The organism is Kitasatospora sp. NPDC001261, assembly GCF_042896795.1.
Lineage (GTDB): Bacteria > Actinomycetota > Actinomycetes > Streptomycetales > Streptomycetaceae > Kitasatospora.
Map to the genome: position 1 here is coordinate 191920 of NZ_JBIAXP010000017.1, position 18020 is coordinate 209939.

General features: G+C 75.5%; 19 protein-coding genes. 6 read left to right on the forward strand and 13 right to left on the reverse strand.

Annotated features, from left to right (window positions below; all coding sequences use genetic code 11):
• Positions 1-16 precede the first annotated feature (16 nt).
• The 5 genes from ACFY4B_RS23670 to ACFY4B_RS23690 all read right to left on the reverse strand — a co-directional run bounded on the left by ACFY4B_RS23670 (position 17) and on the right by ACFY4B_RS23690 (position 3769).
• The gene (locus ACFY4B_RS23670) at positions 17-1108 is read right to left on the reverse strand and encodes a PLP-dependent cysteine synthase family protein (RefSeq protein WP_049651746.1); all 1092 of its coding nucleotides are present in this window, start codon (positions 1106-1108) and stop codon (positions 17-19) included.
• 60 nt (positions 1109-1168) lie between these two features.
• On the reverse strand, positions 1169-1528 hold the full coding sequence (locus ACFY4B_RS23675; protein WP_387970722.1) for a hypothetical protein: 360 nt from the start codon (positions 1526-1528) through the stop codon (positions 1169-1171).
• 127 nt (positions 1529-1655) lie between these two features.
• Positions 1656-2141: a hypothetical protein gene (locus ACFY4B_RS23680; protein ID WP_387970725.1), complete on the reverse strand. Its 486-nt coding sequence runs from the start codon at positions 2139-2141 to the stop codon at positions 1656-1658.
• A 344-nt stretch (positions 2142-2485) separates the two neighbouring features.
• Positions 2486-3043: a GNAT family N-acetyltransferase gene (locus tag ACFY4B_RS23685; RefSeq protein WP_387970728.1), complete on the reverse strand. Its 558-nt coding sequence runs from the start codon at positions 3041-3043 to the stop codon at positions 2486-2488.
• Positions 3044-3109: 66 nt separating this feature from the next.
• Positions 3110-3769, reverse strand: coding sequence for a phosphoribosyltransferase (locus ACFY4B_RS23690; protein ID WP_387970731.1), 660 nt, complete (start codon positions 3767-3769; stop codon positions 3110-3112).
• A 465-nt stretch (positions 3770-4234) separates the two neighbouring features.
• Between ACFY4B_RS23690 and ACFY4B_RS23695 the strand changes: the two genes are divergently transcribed.
• Both ACFY4B_RS23695 and ACFY4B_RS23700 read left to right on the forward strand, forming a co-directional pair.
• The gene (locus ACFY4B_RS23695; protein ID WP_387970734.1) at positions 4235-4720 is read left to right on the forward strand and encodes an ATP-binding protein; all 486 of its coding nucleotides are present in this window, start codon (positions 4235-4237) and stop codon (positions 4718-4720) included.
• 141 nt (positions 4721-4861) lie between these two features.
• On the forward strand, positions 4862-5779 hold the full coding sequence (locus ACFY4B_RS23700) for an aminoglycoside phosphotransferase family protein (protein WP_387970737.1): 918 nt from the start codon (positions 4862-4864) through the stop codon (positions 5777-5779).
• Between the two features lie 71 nt (positions 5780-5850).
• Here ACFY4B_RS23700 and tsaA read toward each other — a convergent pair whose 3' ends face one another.
• Positions 5851-6297 (reverse strand): tRNA (N6-threonylcarbamoyladenosine(37)-N6)-methyltransferase TrmO, encoded by a 447-nt coding sequence (tsaA, locus tag ACFY4B_RS23705; RefSeq protein ID WP_387970740.1) that lies wholly within the window; start codon positions 6295-6297, stop codon positions 5851-5853.
• A 115-nt stretch (positions 6298-6412) separates the two neighbouring features.
• Here tsaA and ACFY4B_RS23710 point away from each other — a divergent pair, with 115 nt between their 5' ends.
• A complete protein-coding gene (locus ACFY4B_RS23710; protein ID WP_387970743.1) occupies positions 6413-7567 on the forward strand; it encodes a hypothetical protein in 1155 nt (384 codons plus the stop codon).
• Between the two features lie 59 nt (positions 7568-7626).
• On the opposite strand, the gene ACFY4B_RS23715 is transcribed toward ACFY4B_RS23710, so the two are convergent.
• On the reverse strand, positions 7627-7977 hold the full coding sequence (locus ACFY4B_RS23715) for a hypothetical protein (RefSeq protein WP_387970746.1): 351 nt from the start codon (positions 7975-7977) through the stop codon (positions 7627-7629).
• 172 nt (positions 7978-8149) lie between these two features.
• Positions 8150-8791 carry a DUF4937 domain-containing protein gene (locus ACFY4B_RS23720; RefSeq protein WP_387970749.1) on the reverse strand — a complete coding sequence of 214 codons (642 nt, stop codon included), beginning with the start codon at positions 8789-8791 and terminating at the stop codon, positions 8150-8152.
• Between the two features lie 176 nt (positions 8792-8967).
• Between ACFY4B_RS23720 and ACFY4B_RS23725 the strand changes: the two genes are divergently transcribed.
• Together ACFY4B_RS23725 and ACFY4B_RS23730 are read left to right on the forward strand one after the other, a co-directional pair.
• The gene (locus tag ACFY4B_RS23725; RefSeq protein ID WP_387970752.1) at positions 8968-9972 is read left to right on the forward strand and encodes a GlxA family transcriptional regulator; all 1005 of its coding nucleotides are present in this window, start codon (positions 8968-8970) and stop codon (positions 9970-9972) included.
• Between the two features lie 34 nt (positions 9973-10006).
• Positions 10007-10759, forward strand: coding sequence for an MBL fold metallo-hydrolase (locus ACFY4B_RS23730; protein ID WP_387970755.1), 753 nt, complete (start codon positions 10007-10009; stop codon positions 10757-10759).
• Between the two features lie 55 nt (positions 10760-10814).
• Here ACFY4B_RS23730 and ACFY4B_RS23735 read toward each other — a convergent pair whose 3' ends face one another.
• From ACFY4B_RS23735 to gcvPA, 5 genes are all read right to left on the reverse strand, one after another.
• The gene (locus ACFY4B_RS23735; protein WP_049657573.1) at positions 10815-11468 is read right to left on the reverse strand and encodes a GntR family transcriptional regulator; all 654 of its coding nucleotides are present in this window, start codon (positions 11466-11468) and stop codon (positions 10815-10817) included.
• Between the two features lie 143 nt (positions 11469-11611).
• Positions 11612-12358, reverse strand: a complete 747-nt coding sequence (locus ACFY4B_RS23740) for an SDR family NAD(P)-dependent oxidoreductase (protein ID WP_380742288.1) — start codon at positions 12356-12358, stop codon at positions 11612-11614.
• Between the two features lie 24 nt (positions 12359-12382).
• A complete protein-coding gene (locus ACFY4B_RS23745) occupies positions 12383-13558 on the reverse strand; it encodes an ATP-NAD kinase family protein (RefSeq protein WP_387970757.1) in 1176 nt (391 codons plus the stop codon).
• Positions 13555-15153 carry an aminomethyl-transferring glycine dehydrogenase subunit GcvPB gene (gene gcvPB / locus ACFY4B_RS23750; protein WP_241852937.1) on the reverse strand — a complete coding sequence of 533 codons (1599 nt, stop codon included), beginning with the start codon at positions 15151-15153 and terminating at the stop codon, positions 13555-13557. Before gcvPB ends, ACFY4B_RS23745 begins: the two co-directional genes overlap by 4 nt.
• Positions 15150-16523, reverse strand: a complete 1374-nt coding sequence (gcvPA, locus tag ACFY4B_RS23755) for an aminomethyl-transferring glycine dehydrogenase subunit GcvPA (protein ID WP_387970760.1) — start codon at positions 16521-16523, stop codon at positions 15150-15152. Before gcvPA ends, gcvPB begins: the two co-directional genes overlap by 4 nt.
• A 153-nt stretch (positions 16524-16676) precedes the next feature.
• On the opposite strand from gcvPA, the gene ACFY4B_RS23760 reads away from it, so the two are divergent.
• Complete coding sequence (locus ACFY4B_RS23760; RefSeq protein ID WP_049650526.1) at positions 16677-18011, forward strand: sugar ABC transporter substrate-binding protein; 1335 nt, start codon at positions 16677-16679, stop codon at positions 18009-18011.
• Positions 18012-18020: the final 9 nt, after the last annotated feature.

Genomic DNA, 18020 nt, shown 5'->3' on the forward strand with positions numbered 1-18020 from the left:
TGGGCGGTCAGCCCCCTCACGCGGCACCGCCGGGGGCGCCCGGGAGGGTCAGCGGGTCGACCACCTCGGCGCACCGGGTCCAGCGGGTGACCTCCCGCTCGTCCGGCCGGGCGAGCTCGTCCGGGCCGTCCGCCGGCGGGTGGTCCAGCAGGTCGTGCGCGGCGCCGTACTCGTCGTCGTAGACGGTGCCGAGGTAGCGCTGCGGCCCGTCCGGGAAGATCGCGGCGATCCGGGTGCCGGCGGGCCGGGTGCGGGCCAGCCAGCCGGCCACCAGGGCGACCGCGCCGACGCTCCAGCCGCCGGTGGCGTAGTGCGAGGCGGCCAGTCGGCGGCAGGTCCAGACGGCCTCGGCCGGGGCGACCCAGTGGACCTCGTCGAAGGCCTGGTAGGCGACGTTGCGCGGGTAGATGCTGGAGCCCAGGCCGCGCATCAGCCGGGTCCGGGCGGGCTGCCCGAAGATCGTGGAGCCGACGGTGTCCACCCCGACCACCCGCAGCCCCGGGTAGAGCTGGCGCAGGACGCGCGAGGTGCCGGCCGAGTGCCCGCCGGTGCCGACGCTGCACACCAGCACGTCCAGGTGGCCCAGTTGGGCGGCGAGCTCCAGCGCCAGCGGGGTGTAGGCGGTGGTGTTGTCGGGGTTGTTGTACTGGTCGGGGCACCACGATCCCGGGTGGCGGGCCAGCAGTTCGGCCACCCGGTCGCGCCGGGCCTGCTGCCAGCCGCCGCGCGGGTGCGCACTGGCGACCGCCTCCACCTCGGCGCCGTACGCGGTGAGCAGCCTGGTCATGGTCGGCTCCAGCCCCGGGTCGGTGACCAGCGTGACCGGGTGCCGGTACACCATGCCGGCCAGCGCGAGCCCCAGTCCCAGCGTGCCGCTGGTGGACTCCACGATCCGGCCGCCCGGGCGCAACTCGCCCCGGGCCCGGGCCCGTTGGACCATGTGCAGGGCCGGGCGGTCCTTGATGCCACCGGGGTTGAAGCCCTCCAGCTTGGCCCAGAAACCGCGGCCCGCCGGGGCGAGCGGCTCGCCGATCCGCAGGACCGGGGTGTTGCCGACCAGGCCGCTGAGGGCCGCGTGGTCGTCCGTGCGATGGGTGAGGGACGTCATGTCTCGTCTCCTGTCGGGAAGTTGGCGGAAGGTACGGCAGCTCGGACGGACACCGAGCCGCTATATCCGCCACCGACCGGTGACCAGCAACGGGCCTCTCGGCCCGGACGTACGGGCGGCGCGCCCGGCGGCGGCCGTCGGGCGGAGCGCGGCAGGCTCCGCCCGGTCCCCGCCGGGGGCGGTGGCCGGGGACGGAGCGGGCAGGGCCGTCGACCGGACGTACCGCTGCGCGGGCGCGGCGGCCTCCCCGGTCGCGCAGTGCCGCTCCAGGGAGTCGGCGGAGAAGTCGCCCGGCTCGGCCGGGGCGGTGGCCGCCGTGGGGGAGCGGAGCGGATGGGGGTCGAGGTGCTGCTGCGGGCAGCCGACGGGCAGCAGGGAGAACAGGCCGAGCAGCAGCGCGGCCAGGAGCCTGATGGGCATGACGGGACTCCGCGCGGCCGCGCGGGGGCGGCAGCGGATCGCGGGGGCGGAGGGGGCGGACGCGGGTGACGGGCGCCGGCCCGCGCGCCGCGAGGCGGGCGGGGGCGGGGCGCGGCCCGGGGCCGGTCTAGACCCTCAGCCGGGCGATCCGGTGCGGGGGTTCGAGTGTTCCGGGAGCGGTGTTCCCGGCTCCGGCGTCTCCGGTGCCTCCGGCCGTCGGGCCCGTCGGGTCGGGCGCCGGTGCGGCGTCCCCGAGGGTGGGCTGGGCGGCGACGGCCGACCAGGCGGCCTCGGCGTCGGGGCCGTCCTCGGGCTTCCCGGACAGGCACTCGCCGCCGGGGTGGTCGGCGTCCTCGCCGTGCTCCTGCTGGTGGGCGGGCCGCGTGGGCTGCGGAGCCTTCGGGGAGTTCGGAGCCTGGGGGCTGTCGCCCGCCGCCGTGGCGTGGGCGGACCAGACGATCCGGATCGGATCGGTGTGCCCGGCGCCGGTCTCCGCGCTGAACCCATGGGACGCGAACACGGCCATCAGCAGGGCGCCCAGCCAGAACAGCCGCGCCGCCACCCCTCGGGGGCGGGCGCGTCGTGTACGCAACGGCGACCGGGCGGTGACCATGCCGTGATCCTAGCCCGACTTCCTGCTCCGCCATAGCGCGCCTCAGATGGTGTGATGAATCATCAACTGGCCTGGCTCGGAGCACGATCGGAAGAAAGTGTTATCGGCGAGAGCGGGGAGGGTCTCCTGGGCACGGGAGTGAACGCGCGATGCCGTGGGTGAGGTCCACGGCGGGAACGCGGAGTGCTAGATGGGGCGCTCCGCGCGGAGCCAGAGGTCTCCGACCGCGTCCGCTCCCGACGCGCCGCCGGACCGTCCCGTCCGGCCGGCGCACCTGGCGGTCCGCACGCTCCCCCCCTGGCTGCGGACCGCCGGGGTCACCGGATCGGCTGGGGGCCACGGGGTTATTGAGCCGAGGCCCGTTCCTTGGGCAACCGCCAGACCAGTTCCTCGCCGGTCTCCGCCGGGGCGAGCGCCTCCGCGGGGCGGCGCAGGTGCTCGGTGAAGCCGAGGCGGGCCGGGACGGCGCCGCTGGCCCGGTTGGCCGGGTCGTGGACGATCTCGACGGCCTCCACCCCGGGGAGGCGGAAGGCCTCGTCGGCCAGGGCCCGCGCCGTCCGGGTGGCCAGCCCGCGCCCGGTGGCGGCAGGGTGCAGCCAGTAGCCGATCTCGCGGACCTCGTCCGGAGTGTCCTCGCGCCGGAACAGCCCGCAGGCACCGACGATCGCGCCGTCGAGCACGATCGCGTACGTGAAGTCCCGCCCGTTCGCCCAGAGTTCCGCGCGGCCGGCGAGGAACTCGGCGGTCTTGGCGCGGCTGTGCTCGCCCACCCAGGGCATCCAGGGCCGCAGGTGCTCCAGCGACTCCTCGATGACGGCGAAGAACTCGGGCAGATCCGCCTCGCCGTCGAAGCGGCGCAGGGTGGCCCCGTCCAGGGCGATGACGTGCTGGGGATGGTTCATGGCAGGAGGATGGTCCGTGCACGCCTCGCCGGGCAAACGGGTTTTCTGGCCGGGGTCGTCCGATCGTCAGTCCGGGCCGTCCGCCGGGGTGCGCCGCTGCAGCAGGACGGCCGCCTCGCGGTCGGTGACCTCGTGGAACTCGCCGTACCAGGGCCCGGCGGCGTGCGCGTAGCGGGGCAGGTGGAGGCAGACCACCGCGTCCACGTCCCGGCGCAGGTCGGCCGCGATCCGGGCGTCGCCGACCGGCGCCGCGAGGATCAGCCGCTCCGGGTGGTCGGCGGCCAGGGCGTGCAGGGCCGCCCGGGCGGTGAGCGCGTCGGTCAGCCCGTCGGAGACCAGGACGGCGATGCGCCCGCACAGCGGGAGCCGGGCCCGGCCCGGGCGGTAGAGCGCCTCGCGGCGGTGGACCTCGACCCGCTCCCGTCTGACGCTCGCGTCCAGCTCGGCCGAGGTGACCCCGAGGCTCTCCAGGGCGTACCGGTCGAGCAGCGGCGGGCCGCCGTCGGCGATCGCGCCGACCGGGCGGTCGTGGCCGGGCACGGCCAGCGGCCGGACCACCGTGGCGTCGAGCGGGGCGCCCAGCGACTCGGCGACCTCGGCCGCCACCGGCAGCCCGCCGGGGGCCAGGCCGAGGACCACCAGCTCGGCGCCGGCTCGCCCGCCCAGCAGCGGGGCGAGCCTGAGGGCCAGCTGGTGGCCGGCGGCGCTGCGGTCGAGGAATCTCACGGGCCCGTCCTCGTCCTCCAGGTGTTCGAGCGGCTCGGCTGGGACCGGGGTGGTGCGGACGGGCGAGCGGCCTGCGGGCACCGTCCGTTCCGCCCCGTCACCGGGGCGGCTGCCCCGTTGCGGCGGGCTCTAACGTCCGGGCGCGGTCCGGGGGTGGTACGGAACGGACGGCGCGTGTGCACCGGCGGGGAACGGGCAGGCGCGGGGCATGGACGGCCGACGGACGGTGCTCCCGCTCGCACCAGTGGTGAGGCCCGCCTGGCACCGTGCACCCGGTGACGGCCCCGCGCCGTCCCCGCCGGACCACGAGCCGGACGCCCGGCCGGGCGCCCGGCCGGAGGCGCGACCGGGCGCTCGGACGGCCCAGCCACGGCTGCTCGCGAGAATCGGGGCCGACCGCGTGCCACGGCTCCACCCCGGCCACCAGCGCACCGGCCGGGCCGAACCGAGGTGAGGAGGCAGGCCGTGGACCGCCCCGGGAACGGTGGGCCGCCAGGCCGGGAGCAGGTCAGGCGACTGGCGCTGGAAGGCGGCCCCGGCACGGTGCGGCGCAGCCGCGAGTTCAGCCGACGGGCGCTGGTGTCCTGGCAGTGGCTGCCGGCCGTCGACGAGGACCGGCGGGCCGCCGCCGAGGACGTCCTGCTGATGGTCGCCGAGCTGGTCGCCAACGCCTGTCTGTACGCTCCCGGCGGCCCGAGCGAGCTGCGGCTCCACTGGGACGGTGCCCGGCTGCGGGTGGAGGTCGCGGACGCCAGCCCCGTCCCGCCGTGCCTGCGCCCGTCCGCCGGTACGGGCCGCCCGGGCGGGCACGGACTGCGGGTGGTGGACCGGCTCTCCGCCGCCTGGGGCTCCCGGCCCGAGGCCGGCGGGAAGCTGGTCTGGCTGGAGGTGTCGCGCCCGCCGGCCCTGACGGCGGCCGGTGCGGACGGGGCGCCGGAACGGCCGGGCTGATCGCCGCACGTCCTCGCCCTCGTCCGGGGATGCGTCCGTCGCTCCGCAGCCGGCGCACGGCACCCGTCGAACTCCGGGGCCCGGCGCGCCCTTTCCCGTTCCCGTGGCACCGCCCCCGCCGCCCGACTACCGTTGCCCGGCATGACCGACACCGGGACCGACATCACCGCTGAGCTGGTCCGCGCGCTGCTGCGCGACCAGCACCCCGACCTGGCCGACCGCCCCGTGACGCTCGGCGCGCGCGGTTGGGACAACCAGCTGTGGCGGCTCGGCGACGACCTCGCCGTCCGCCTGCCCTGGGCGACGACGTCGGCGGACGAGCTGCTGCGCAAGGAACACGCCTGGCTGCCCGCCCTCGCCCCGCACCTGCCGCTGCCCGTCCCCGTCCCGCAGCGCCTCGGCGAGCCCTCCGAGCGGTTCCCGCGGCCGTGGATCGTCACCACCTGGGTGCCGGGCGAGCCCGCCGACCGCGCGCCCGCCACCCGCGCCGCGCGGGCCGCCGACACCCTGGCCGCCTTCCTGACCGCCCTTCACCGCCCCGCCCCCGACGGTGCGCCCGCCGGTCGCGGCCGCGGCGGACCGCTGGCCGACCACGCCGAGGGCTTCGCGAGGCAGCTCGCCTCGGCCATCGAACTGGGGCTGCTCCCCGACCCGGAGGCCGTCCGCGCGGTCTGGGAGGACGCCGTCACCGCGCCGGAGTGGACGGGCCCGGACCTGTGGCTCCACGGCGACCTGCACCCGGCCAACGTGCTCACCGCCGACGGCACCTTCTGCGGTGTGATCGACTTCGGCGACCTCTTCGCCGGCGACCCGGCCGGTGACCTCGCCGCCGCCTGGATCCTGCTGCCGGACGGCGCCGCCGACCGCTTCCACGCGGCCTACCGGCCCGCCCCGGACCCCGCCACCCTGCGCCGAGCCCGCGGCTGGGCGGTGCTGCGCGCCCTCTCCTGCCTGCGCATCGGCCACGCCGGCGACCACGGCCGCCCCGGCGGAAAGCCCACCTGGGGCCCACCCGCCCGGGCCGCCCTGGCCCGCCTCGTCGCCACGGTGGGCCGCTGACGGCGCGCTGCCACCGTCATGCGCTGGCCCGGGCCGGCGACGGCGCCCCCCGCCGCCCCCGCCGACCCCCGCTACCGCTCGGCGAGCCCGGGCAGCACCGGCTTCACGTCCAGCACCGGGGTGCCGTCGATCGCCTCCAGTCCGCTGACCCGCAGCCGCGGGCCGTCCACGGCCAGGACGGTGACCCGGTGCAGCCCGATCGGGTTCGGCCGGTCCGGCGAGCGGGTCGCGAACACCCCGGTCTCCGGCCGGGAGCGGTCCCCGCGCGGATGCACCGCCAAGACCTCCCGGTCCGCCCGGTGCAGCCAGGTCAGCAGCAGCACCTCCTGCCCGGCCACCAGGTCCCGCAGCCCCCGCTCCACCTCGGCCTCGAAGGCCACCCACGCCTCCGGCGCGCCCTCGTCCCCCTGCCTCGGCGCCCCCGCCCGCTCCAGCAAGGGCGACTCCACCCACCCGATCGCCCGCACCTCGAACCCGCGCTCCCGCTGGTTCCGCTCCCGCAAACCCCTGTCCGTCATTGCGCCCTCCGTGCACCCTCGGCTCCGTCCGGCAGCACGGTAGCGGGCCCGGGTGTCGGTGCCCCGGTGCAGACTGGAAGTTCCCTCTCGTGGTTGATGGCAGAGATGAGACGCCATGAACGAGTACGACGGTGAACTCCCTACGCGCAACCTGGTCTTCAACACCGACCTCGACCGCCTCCTCGACCTCGACCGAGACGACCTCGGCGTCCCCGAACAGCCCGGCCTGTGGCACCGGCTGCGCGCCGACCGGCGGCCGGTGGCCCAGCGCGGGCTGCTCTGCCCCATCTGCCGGGACGCCCGCCCCGACCAGCCGGAGTGGATGTACCTGTCGTTCCGGCGCGGTCGGCGCATCGCCTCCCACCACAACCCGCACCGCCGGGCCCACACCGCTGCCCAGGACGAGCAGCGCAAGGCCTACCAGGAGCGCTACGCCCGGGCCGCCGAGAGCGACGGGCACGCCGTCGAGATCGGGGCCGGGACGGCCGACGGGCGGCGGCCCGCCGTCCTGGTCACCGGCGCGGACGGCCGCCGGTTCGGGTTCGAGCCCCAACTCTCGTACGTCAGCGCGCAGTCCGTCCGGCGTCGGAACCGGCTGGCGCGGGAGGACGGCATCACCGCGGTCTGGCACACCGTCGACCCGAACGCGCCGCTCATCGACCAGGTCCACTGGGTGCGCACCGACAACCTGCCGGCCCGGGCCATCCGCGAGGACCGCGACCTGCTGCTGCGCGGCGGGGTGCGGACCCTCCAACTGCTGAAGTGCGACCGCGTCAGCCCGCGGCCCTGCCAGGTGCGCGGCGGCGGCGGCCGCTGCGGGCGGTGGCACCCGACGTGGGCGGTGCTGGTCCCGCGGATCGACGACTTCGTGCGCCGGGTCGCCGGCGGCGTGTATGTGCCGATCACCCAACGGACCCGGAACGGTGGCCCGCTGCGCTTCTGGGCGCCCGAGGCGGACCGGCGCCGCTTCCTCGCCAACGGCGGGGTGCTGGCGGACCGGACGGACCGGCCGGTGATCCCGCGTCAGCGCGGGGCCGACCACCCGCGGGTGCCGGAGCGGCGCCGTGCTCCGCACCGCCCGCCGCATCGGCTGCTGCTGCCCGGGGACCCGTACGACCCGGTGGGCGAGCCGCTCACCTCCGATCGGGTGATCCCGCCGGTGCGGAGGGAGATCTGCTCGGCGGGGCGGATCCCGTGCGGAGCGCCGGGAGCCCGGCTGTATCCGGGCGGCTGGTACTGCGACGCCCACCGGCCGGGGGCGCCGGGGTGACGGCGCGGCGCGGCCCCGCGCGATCGGCGCCCGGTGCGGCGGCGACGGCGCGAGGGGTCTCACCGCGGCAGGCAGGACTCCTCGCCGATCGCGACCAGGAGTTCGAGCGGGAACTCCCGGTCGGCCTGCCCGATGATCAGGCCCACCCAGCGCCCGGTGGACGGCACCCGCCACACCGGCAGGTGGAAGACGAGGGAGGCCAGGGAGACCAGCGGCTCGGGCCCGTCGGTGTCGGCGAAGTCCGGCTGGTCGTACCCGAGGTGGGACCAGAGGTCGATCGTGTCCGGGGCGCCCCAGCGGTCGGTCAGGACGGCGGTCAGGGCGGTGAGGTCGGCTTCGAGTTCGTCCTCGGCCTCGGTGACGGTCTCGGGGCCCGGGTCGTCCCAGAAGTCGCGGCTCGCCCGGAGCACGGCGAGCTGGTTCCCCGTCGCCGCCCCAGCCGTGCTCGGTCCTCGTGTCCGCGCGCTCGGGGAACGGGGCGGCGAGGAGGGAGTCGAGGACCGACAGCTGGTCGTCGACGGAGCCTACGGAGTGCGGCAGTGACATGGCCCGGAGTGTAGGGCCGGCCCCTGACAGGCCCCGCTACGGCGACCGGACGGGGAGGACCAGCCAGGACGGTTCGAGCGGGAGCAGGTGCCCGGTGAGGGTGTGGACGTCCGTGGGGACGGCGGCGCGGGAGAGCAGGGCAGGGAGGTGGTCGGTGGTGTAGGCGTGGTGGGCGGCGGGGGTGGTCCAGAGGGTGGTGACGAGGTAGCGGTCGGGCGCGAGGCGGGTGACGGCGCCGCCGAGCATGCCGTCGGCGGCGGCCATGCCCGGGGCCCAGAGGCGGCGTTGGACGTCGAGGAAGTGGTCGGCGCGCCCCGGGAGGAGGCGGCAGTCGGCGGCCCGCAGGACGGTGGCGCGGGTGAGGGCGTCGGGGAGGGACGGGGAGCCGCCCGGCATGGTGAGGACGACCGGTCCGGTGGCGACCTCGATCGCGCTGTAGGCGGAGTGCTGGGCGGCGTCGGCGGCGGCCCGGTCGTGGCGTTCGCGCAGGAAGCGGGTGTAGGCGGGCTCGTCGGCCCACAGGGCGAGGAGGAGGGCGCGGTCGCCGTCCGGTGCCCAGCCGCCGGTCTGGCCGACCAGGCCCGGCTGGTCGGAGATCGCCGACCAGCGGCGCTGGCCGGCGGCGAACGCCTCGTGTGCTCCGGGCCGTACCCGGCAGTCGATCCACTTGCCCCACATGCGGGCCATCCTGCCGCCGGGAGGCGGAGGAGGGTCAATCGGGCGCTGGTCGCGGGGGCGGTACGGCCGGGGGCGTAGGTCCTCTCTTTCGGATGACGAGAGGACCCGGGCCGATGGCCGGATGTTGCAGAGTCCTGTCATTGCCGCCAGAGCCGCCTCCGGGCGAGGGTGGGGGCATGGACGACGCACTCCGCCTGCCGCATCTGGTCGTGGTCCCGGTGTTCCCCGGGGTGAACGCGCTGGACGTGGCCGGGCCCGCCGAGATCTTCGCGCTGGCCGGCCGGCTGCTGCCGCCCGGGCGGCCGGGGTACGAGGTGCGGGTGTGCGCCGAGCGGAGCGGGCCGGTGGAGACCTTCTCGGGGGTGCCGCTGCACGTGACCGGGACGTTGGCGCAGGCGCGGGTCCGCGCGGACACGGTGCTGGTGCCGGGCCGGGTGGACCTGGGGCCGGACGGGCCGGTGCCCCGGGTGGACCAGGCCGTGGTGGCCTGGCTGCGGGAGGCCGGGCCACGGGCCGGACGGGTCGCCTCGGTCTGCGCGGGCGCGCACGTGACGGCGGCGGCCGGGCTGCTGGACGGGCACCGCGCGACCACCCACTGGGCGACCGCCGAGCGGCTGGCCGCCGACCACCCGGCCGTCGAGGTGGACGCCGATCCGGTGTTCATCCGCTCCGGGCGGATGTGGACCAGCGCCGGCCTGAGCACCTCGATGGACCTCACCCTGGCGCTGGTCGCCGAGGACCACGGCGACGACCTCGCGCTGGAGATCGCCAGGATCATGGTGATGTACCTGCAACGCCCGGGCGGCCAGAGCCAGTTCAGCGTGCCGCTGGCCCACCGCGCGGGCGGCAGGGTGGACCTGCGGGACCTGCGCCGCTGGATCGGCGAGCACCTGGACGCCGACCTGTCGGTGCCCGCCCTCGCCGGCCGGCTCGCCATGAGCGAGCGGCACTTCGCCCGGGTGTTCCGTACGGAGACCGGTACGACGCCCGGGGCGTACGTCGAGGAGCTGCGGCTGGAGGCGGCGCGCCGGCTGATGGAGCGCACCGACCACCCGCTGCCCGGGGTCGCCCGGGCCTGCGGCTTCGGCTCCGTCGAGACCCTGCACCGGGTGTTCCGGGACCGGCTCTCCATCACGCCGGGGGACTACCGGAGCCGCTTCCGTGTCCGGGCCGAAAACTGATTGACCGTCAATTCATCACAAGGGAAAGAACACTGTGAAGATCGAGGCCACCCACATCGGCACCGCGACCGTCCTGCTGGAGGTCGGCGGGCTGCGGCTGCTCACCGACCCCGTCTTCGATCCGGCTCCGGCCGAGTACCGGCACGACCCGGTGGTCCTGCGCAGCACCGGTGCTCCGGCGATCGGTGCGCACGAGCTGCCGCCGGTGGACGCCGTGCTGCTCAGCCACGACGAGCACCCCGACAACCTGGACGCCACCGGCCGGACCCTGCTCGCCGGGCGGCCGGTGCTGACCACCGTCAGCGGGGCCGCCCGGCTCGGCGGCGGCGCGCTCGGGCTGGCACCCTGGCAGAGCCGCACCCTGACCGTGGACGGCCGGACCCTGCGGGTGACCGGCACGCCGGGCCTGCACGGTCCGGTCGGGGACGTGACCGGCTTCGTGGTCGAGGTGCCCGGCGAGGAGGAGGCGCTCTACGTGTCGGGCGACACCGTGCACATCCCCGAACTGGACGCGGTGGGGCGGAAGTTCCGGATCGGTACGGCCTTCCTGCACCTCGGCGCGGCCCGGATCGGGGCCTTCGGCGGCGGTGGGCTGATCACCATGGACGGGGCGCAGGCCGTCGCGCTCACCGCCTCGCTCGGTGCCCGCCGGGTCGTCCCCGTCCACTACACCTCGTGGGAGCACTTCACCGAGGGGCGGGCGGAGACCACCGCGCGGTTCGAGGCGGCGGGTCTGGCCGACCGGCTGCACTGGCTCGCCCCGGGGGTCCCGGAACTGCTGGGCTGACGGGCCGGCTCGGAGTGTGGCGACCGGCTCGAACGCGGCGCCCGGGGCGGGCGGCTCAGAACGCGGCGACCGGGGGCAGCCGGTGCAGGATGCGTTCCATGCCGCCGGTCCAGTTGGCCTCCAGCGCGGCGACGGCCTGGTCGATGTCGCCGTCCAGCAGGCACTGGGCGATCCGCTCGTGCTCCTCGGCGGCGCGCTCCAGGATCTCGTGGTCGCCGACCACCACCCGCTCGTAGCGGTGCAGGGTGAGCTTCAGCGAGTCGATCATCTCGCGCAGCCGGGCGTTGGCGCAGCCGGAGAGCAGCAGGGCGTGCCAGGCGTCGTCGTGGCGCTCTATCGTGCCGTGCGGGGCCTGCGGGGCGGAGAAGGCGCGGGCCTCGGCGAGCAGCCGGGGGGCGATCTCGGCCAGGTGCGCCGGGTCGGAGGTGCGCAGGGCCAGCGACTCCAGGGCGATGACGATCGCGGTGAGGTCGAGGAACTCCTGTTTGCCGGTGGGGGCGAAGCGGAAGCCCTTGCCGCGTTCGCTGGTGATGATGCCCTCGCGCTCCAGGCTGATCAGGGCCTCGCGCAGGGGGGTTCGGCTCACGCCCAGTTCCTCGGCGAGCTGGACCTCGTTGATCGACTCGCCGGGGGTGAACCGGCCGCGGCCGAGCTGCTCCAGGAGTTCGTCCTTGACCTGCTCGCGCAGCGGACGCCGCTCGATCGCCATCGGGCTTCCCTTCTTCCTGGTCGGTAGCGTACCGGCCGGGCGACCGGCACCGGTGGCCGGGCGGCCGGCCACCAGCGGTCGGGCGCCCGGCCACCGGTGCCCGACCGCCCGGGCCGGGTCCTGGCGGGTCGTCGGTCAGGCGGTCAGGCCGTACCGGCGCCGTCCACGGCGATGACCGCGCCGCTGACGAAGGCGGCGGCGTCGCTGGCCAGGAAGGCGACGGTCTGCGCGATGTCCCGGGGCTGGCCGATCCGGCCGAGCGGGCGGTCGGCGGCGTCGGTGTAGAAGGCGTCCGGGCTCTCGCCGAGTTGGCGGGCCTCCTCGGCGAGCATGCCGGTGTCGGTGTCGCCCGGGCAGACGCAGTTGACCCGGATGTTGTCCGGGCCGTGGTCGATGGCCATCGCCCGGGTCATGTTGACCACGGCGCCCTTGGAGGCGCAGTAGGAGATGGCCCGGCCGCCGCCCTTGATGCCCCAGCCGGAGCCGGTGTTGACGATGCTGCCGCCGCCGCTCGCGGCCATCAGCGGCACCACCAGCCCGCTGAGCAGCATGATCGAGCGGACGTTGACGGCCATCACCAGGTCCCAGTCCTCGTCGCTGATCTCGGTGACGGTGGAGCGGCGGATGATGCCCGCGTTGTTGAACAGCACGTCCACGCCGCCGTGTTGCTCGACGGCGGTGCTGACGGCCCGCTCGCAGTCGGCGCGCCGGGAGACGTCGCAGCGGACGAAGGTGCCGCCGATCTCCTTGGCGGCCTGTTCGCCGCGCTCGGCGTCGAGGTCCAGGAGGACGACGGCGGCGCCGAGTTCGGCGAGCAGGGCGGCGGTGGCCCGGCCGATGCCGGAGGCGGCGCCGGTGACGATCGCGCGCTTGCCGTGCAGGTCGATCATGGGGGCTCCTCGGTGGGTGGGAGGTCAGGCGGAGAGGCGGTACACGGCGCCGGAGCGGCGGCCGGTGATCACCCGGACGTGGCCGGAGAGGGCGTCGTCCAGGTCGGGGTCGCCGGTGTCCAGCAGCAGCGGGCGGCCCGCCAGGGCGGCGAGCTTCGCCTCGGTGGCGAGCACCAGCAGCCGTTCCCGGCCCGCGGCGCGTAGCAGTTCGGGGGTGAGCTGCTGGTTGCCGCGGCCGAGCAGGAAGCCCTGGCCGCCGATCGGGGAGAGGGCGATGCAGGGGGTGGTGGGCAGGGCGCGCAGCTGGTCGGCCCGGGCGTCGCGGATCAGGAGGCGGGCGGCGGTGGCGAGGCCGTCGGCGTGGCCGGGGCCGAGGGCGCTCGCGGGGCCGAGCCGCAGCAGGTCGACGCCGGTCAGGCTGGCGCCCGGCGCGCCGAGCGCGGTGGCCACCGCGTAGGTGGTGCTGCCGGGTCCGAGGAGCAGCAGCCCGCCGGGGCCGACGCGTTCGGCGACCTCGGCGGCGAGGCCGGCCGGTGTCCCCGGGTCGGGCCCGGAGCTGCCGGTCTTGCGCTGCTGGACCCGGGCGGGCAGCACGGGGACGGTCAGTCGGCCGTACAGCCGGGCGGAGACCCGGCCGGCCCGCAGCGCGGCCTCGTCCCGGTCCACCACCTCGGCGGCCGTCAGCCGGACGCCGCGGCCGGCCGCCCAGGCCGCCGCGACCTCGGCGGCGGCCCGGGGGTGGACGGCGAACACGGCGGAGTGCATCTTGACCCCGGCGGGGATGCCGAGCACCGGCACCCGGGGCTCGGGCCCGAGTGCGTCCAGCACGTCGCGGGCGGTGCCGTCGCCGCCGCAGAACAGCAGCAGCCCGGCGCCGGCCGCGACCAGGGCGCGCACCGCCGCCCGGGTGTCGGCGGCGGTGCTCGGTTCCCCCGTGGAATGGTGGACGACCCGCGCGGGCCGGCCGGCCGCCCGCGCCGCGGCGGCGCCCATCGGGCCGTCGACGGTGATCACTTCGACGTCCGGCGGAAGTTGACCGATCGTCAGCGCTGCCCGGGCGACGGCCTGCGGACGGGCCCCGAGCGCCAGGGCCCGCCGCTGGACCTCGGCGCCGTCGCTGCCCTTGAGGCCGACCAGGCCGCCGAGGCCGGCGACCGGGTTGACCACCAGCCCGATCCGGGCGCCCGGGGCGGAGGTCACGGCCGCTCGCCCAGGACCTTGCGGCGGTAGGCGCGCCAGCTGACCGCCCAGACCGCCGGGTCGTCCAGCGGCTCGTGCCGGATCCGGTGCACGGTGGAGTTGTGCGGCGCGGTGCGGACGGTCTCCGGGTCCTCGTACGCCTCGCGGGCGACCTCGGCGAGGATCGCCGCGTACTCGTCCAGGTCGGCCCGGGAGTAGGACTCGGTGGGCTCCAGCGTCATCGGCTCCGGGACGACGTACGGGTGGTGGCTGGTCCAGTAGTGGGTGCCGAAGTCGGCGGCGCGGTAGCCGAGGTCCTCGCTGTGCAGGCCGGTGTCCTCGTTGAGCTGCTGCCAGCTGTAGCGGACCTGCTCGACCCGGGGGCGGCCCTCGGCGTACGGGACGGAGACGCCGCGGATCCGCCGGACCCGGTGCAGCAGGTAGTTGTTGTTGAGCACGGCGGTCTCGGCGGCCTCGCGCAGCCCCTCAGCGCCCAGGGCCGTGATCCAGGCGTAGGCGCGCACCAGGTTCGGCACGACGCCCAGGTAGGGGCGGATCTTGCCGACCGAGTCCGGCCGGTCGTCGTCCAGGACGTACCGCTCGCCGTCGAACTCGACGGTGGGGCGCGGCAGGTAGGGCGCGAGTTCGGCGGTGACGCCGCAGGCGCCGGCCGCCGGTCCGCCGCAGGCGTGCGGGGTGGAGAAGGTCTTGTGGAGGTTGAAGTGGCACAGGTCGAAGCCGGCCTCGCGGGCCCGGGTGATGCCGAGGATGCCGTTGGCGTTGGCCTGGTCGTAGGCGCACAGGCCGCCGGCCTCGTGGACGATCCGGACGAACTCGGCGATCCGGGGGTTGTAGATGCCGGTGTCCTCGGGGTTGGTGATGAGCAGTGCGGCGGTGCGCGGGCCGACGGCGGCGCGCAGCGCCTCGATGTCGGGGTAGCCGTCGGCGTCGGGGTGCAGGGTGATCACCCGGAAGCCGGCGGTCTTGGCGCAGGCGGCGTTGGAGGGGTGGGAGAAGGCGGTGGTGATGATCTCGTCGCGCTGCTCCAGTTCGCCGCGTGCGGCGTGGTGGGCGCGGATCACCGAGACGTTGGTCCAGATCGCCGCCGAGCCCGCGCCGGGCTGGAGGCTGACCCGGTCCATGCCGGAGACCTCCTTGAGCAACTGCTCCAGCCGGTGGACGAGTTCGAGCACGCCCTGGACGGTGGAGGGGTCCTGCGCGGGGTGCAGGGCGGCGATCCGGGGGTCGCGGACGAAGGTGTCGTTGACCTTGGGGCTGTACTTCATGGTGCAGGTGCCCTGGCCGACGTCCACGTTGAGGTCGGCGCCGAGGTTCTCCTGGGAGAGCCGCAGGTAGTGCCGGAGCACCTGCTGCTGGCCGAGTTCGGGCAGGGCGGGCGGTGTGGCGCGGCGCAGCGCGGCGGGCAGCCGTTCGGCCGGGTCGCCGACGGCGGCGGTGACGGCGGCCTCGGGCAGCGGGGGCAGGACGCCGCGCTCGCCGGGGGCGCCGAGCTCGAAGACGAGCTTCTCGTCCCAGCGGGCCTGGTGGAAGCGGCGCAGGGCGGGTTTGGGGGCGATCCGCGGGTCCACCGGCTCGCTGTTCTGACGGTTCGTCACTTCGCGATCTCCTCAAGTGCGTCGGCGAGGCGGTCGATGTCGGCCCGGGTGTGCAGCTCGGTCACGCAGTAGCGGCCCTCGCGGGCGCCGGCCTCGTCGGCCCCGACCGGGGTGCCGCCGTGCAGGCCGCGGGCGAGCAGCGCCTCGGCGATCTCCGCGGCGGTGCGCTCGCCGGTGTAGCGGACGGTGAAGTCGGCGAAGTGGACGGCCCGCGGGTCCGCGAGCTCCACGCCGGGGACCTCGGCCAGCCGCTGCCGGGCGTAGGCGGTGTTGGCGAGGATCGTCGCGCCGATCTCCCGCATGCCGTGCGGGCCCATCAGCGTGAGGTAGACCCCGGCGGCGATGCCGTGCAGGGCGGCGGCGGTGCCGACCCACTCCTTGCCCTCCTCGCGCACCGCGAAGGAGGTGCGCTCGTACGCGACGTCGCCGAAGCCGTACTCGCCGGGGACGTCGGTGGGGACGAGGCCGAACAGCCGGCTCGGGTACTCGGCGACCAGGCGCTCGTCGTCCGCGCTGCCGATGAAGCCCGCGTTGCCGCCGCCGTAGCTCGGGTGGATGCCGAGCGGCTGGAGGTCGCCGCAGGTGAGGTCGGCGCCGAGCTCGGCGGGCGGGGTGAGCACGCCGAGGCTGAGCGGGTTGACGTGGGCGACGGCCAACGCGCCCGCCTGGTGGGCGAGTTCGATGTAGCTCGGCAGATCCTGGTCCACCCGGCCGTCGTGGTCGGTGAGTTGGGCGTAGACGGCGGCCGCGTCGCCCTCGGCGAGCGCGGCCCGGACGGCGGCGGGATCGGCCGGGACGAGGACGAGCTCGTGGACGCCCCGGACGTAGTCGCGGATCCGGGAGATCCGGTCCGGGTCGATCGCGCCGACCAGCACCAGCCGGCGCCGCCCGGTGGCCCGTCCGGCCATCCGCAGCGCCGTCGCGGCGGCCTGGAACCCGTCGTACGTCGGCACGTTGACGACGTCGACGGCCAGCAGCTCGGCCATCAGCGACTGGTACTCCCACAGTGCCTGGAAGCGGCCGTGGTCCTCGTACGGCTCGCCCGCGTAGGCGGTGAGGAACTCGCTGCGGTTGACGATCTCGTCCACCACGGCGGGCACGTGGTGGCGGTAGCAGCCGGCGCCGAGGAAGCTGCGGCCCGGCGGGACGGCGGTGTTGCGGGAGAGCAGCTCCTCCATGTGGGCGACCAGCCGGGCCTCGGAGCCGAGCGGCTCGGGCAGCCGCAGCGGGCGGTCCAGCCGGAGGGCGGCCGGGATGTCGGCGTAGAACTCCTCGACGTCCTGGGCGCCGACCTCCGCCAGCATCGCTTTCCTCACCTGCGGGGCGGAGTTGGGGATGTACGGGTGGGTTCGGGGGACGCGTGTGCTCATGCTGGCACCTTCCGCGATTTCAGTCACAAGCCTTGACGGGGTTGTGAATGCTGAGTTCTGTATACAGCATTCGGCATTCACCAGTCGGGAGGCAAGATGTCCGCACGAACCCGGCACAAAAAAGATCCCCAACCAGCCTGTGACCAGGGCGAATTGACATCAGGTCCGGCACGGCGCCGGATCCTCTCCGCCGGACTCGCGGGCGGCGCGCTGCTGATGGCCGGCGCCACCGGCTGCGCGACCGGCGGCGCCGGCGGCACCAGTGCCAAGCAGCTCACCGGCAGCCCGGGCGCCGCCCTCTCCGGCAAGGTCGTCATCTGGTCCTGGGACGTCGCCGCCAAGGCCATGCAACGGCTCGGCAAGGCCTTCGAACAGGCCCACCCCGGCACCACCGTCGACGTGGTGGACATCGGCTACGACAACGCCTACGACAAGATCTCCGTCGGGTTCGGCGCCGGCAGCGGGCTACCCGACATCCTCACCGTCGAGGGCCACAAGCTGCCCACCTACATCGGCAACTTCCCGAACGGCCTGGTCGACCTCACCAGTCGCGCGGCAGGCCTCAAGTCCCAGTACGCGGAGGCGTCCTGGCGGACCGTCACGGATGCCAAGGGCAAGGTCTTCGCGCTGCCCTGGGACAGCGGGCCGTGCGCCCTGTTCTACCGGCGCGACCTGTTCCAGCAGGCCGGCATCGACCCGGCCGGCCTCGCCACCTGGGACGACTACCTCACCGCCGGCACCGCGCTCAAGGCCGCCACCGGCAGGAAGCTGCTCATCCTGGACGCCAAACAGGACAGCTTCTTCGCCATGCTGCTCCAGCAGCAGGGCCAGCGCTGGTTCACCGACGGCAAGGTGGCCGTCGCCACCCCCGCCGCCGAACGCGCGCTCACCCTGCTCAAGCAGCTCGTCGACCGCGACCTGGTGGACTTCGAGAACGGCTGGTCCGGGCTCGTCTCCGGCACCCACGACGGAAAGGCCGCCACCACCCCCACCGCCGCCTGGTGGGACGGCACCCTCACCAGCGACATGGCCGACCTCGGCGGGAAGGTCGGCGTCGTCCCGCTGCCCGCCTTCACCCCCGGCGGCCCCCGTACCTCCAACAGCGGCGGCTCCACCCTGTGCGTCACCGCGCAGAGCCGGAACCCGGAGACGGCCTGGGCCTTCCTCTCCTTCCTGCTCGCCGACAAGGCCAACCAGGCCTCGATGATGCAGCACGAAGGCCTCTTTCCCGCCTACCTCCCCGCCCTGGACGACCCGTACTTCCAGCAGCCCGCCCCCTACTACGGCGGCCAGCCGGCCATGCAGCTGTTCGCCGGACTCACCCGCGCCATCCCCACCGTCGAGCTCACCGCCGACGACTCCAAGGCCGGCGACATCGTCACCACCGCCGTCAACCAGGTGCTGCACAACGGCGCCGACCCGGGCACCGTCCTGCGCTCCGCCGCCCGCCAGATCGCCACCGCGACCGGCCGCCAGACGGTCGGGTAGGCGGGCCCG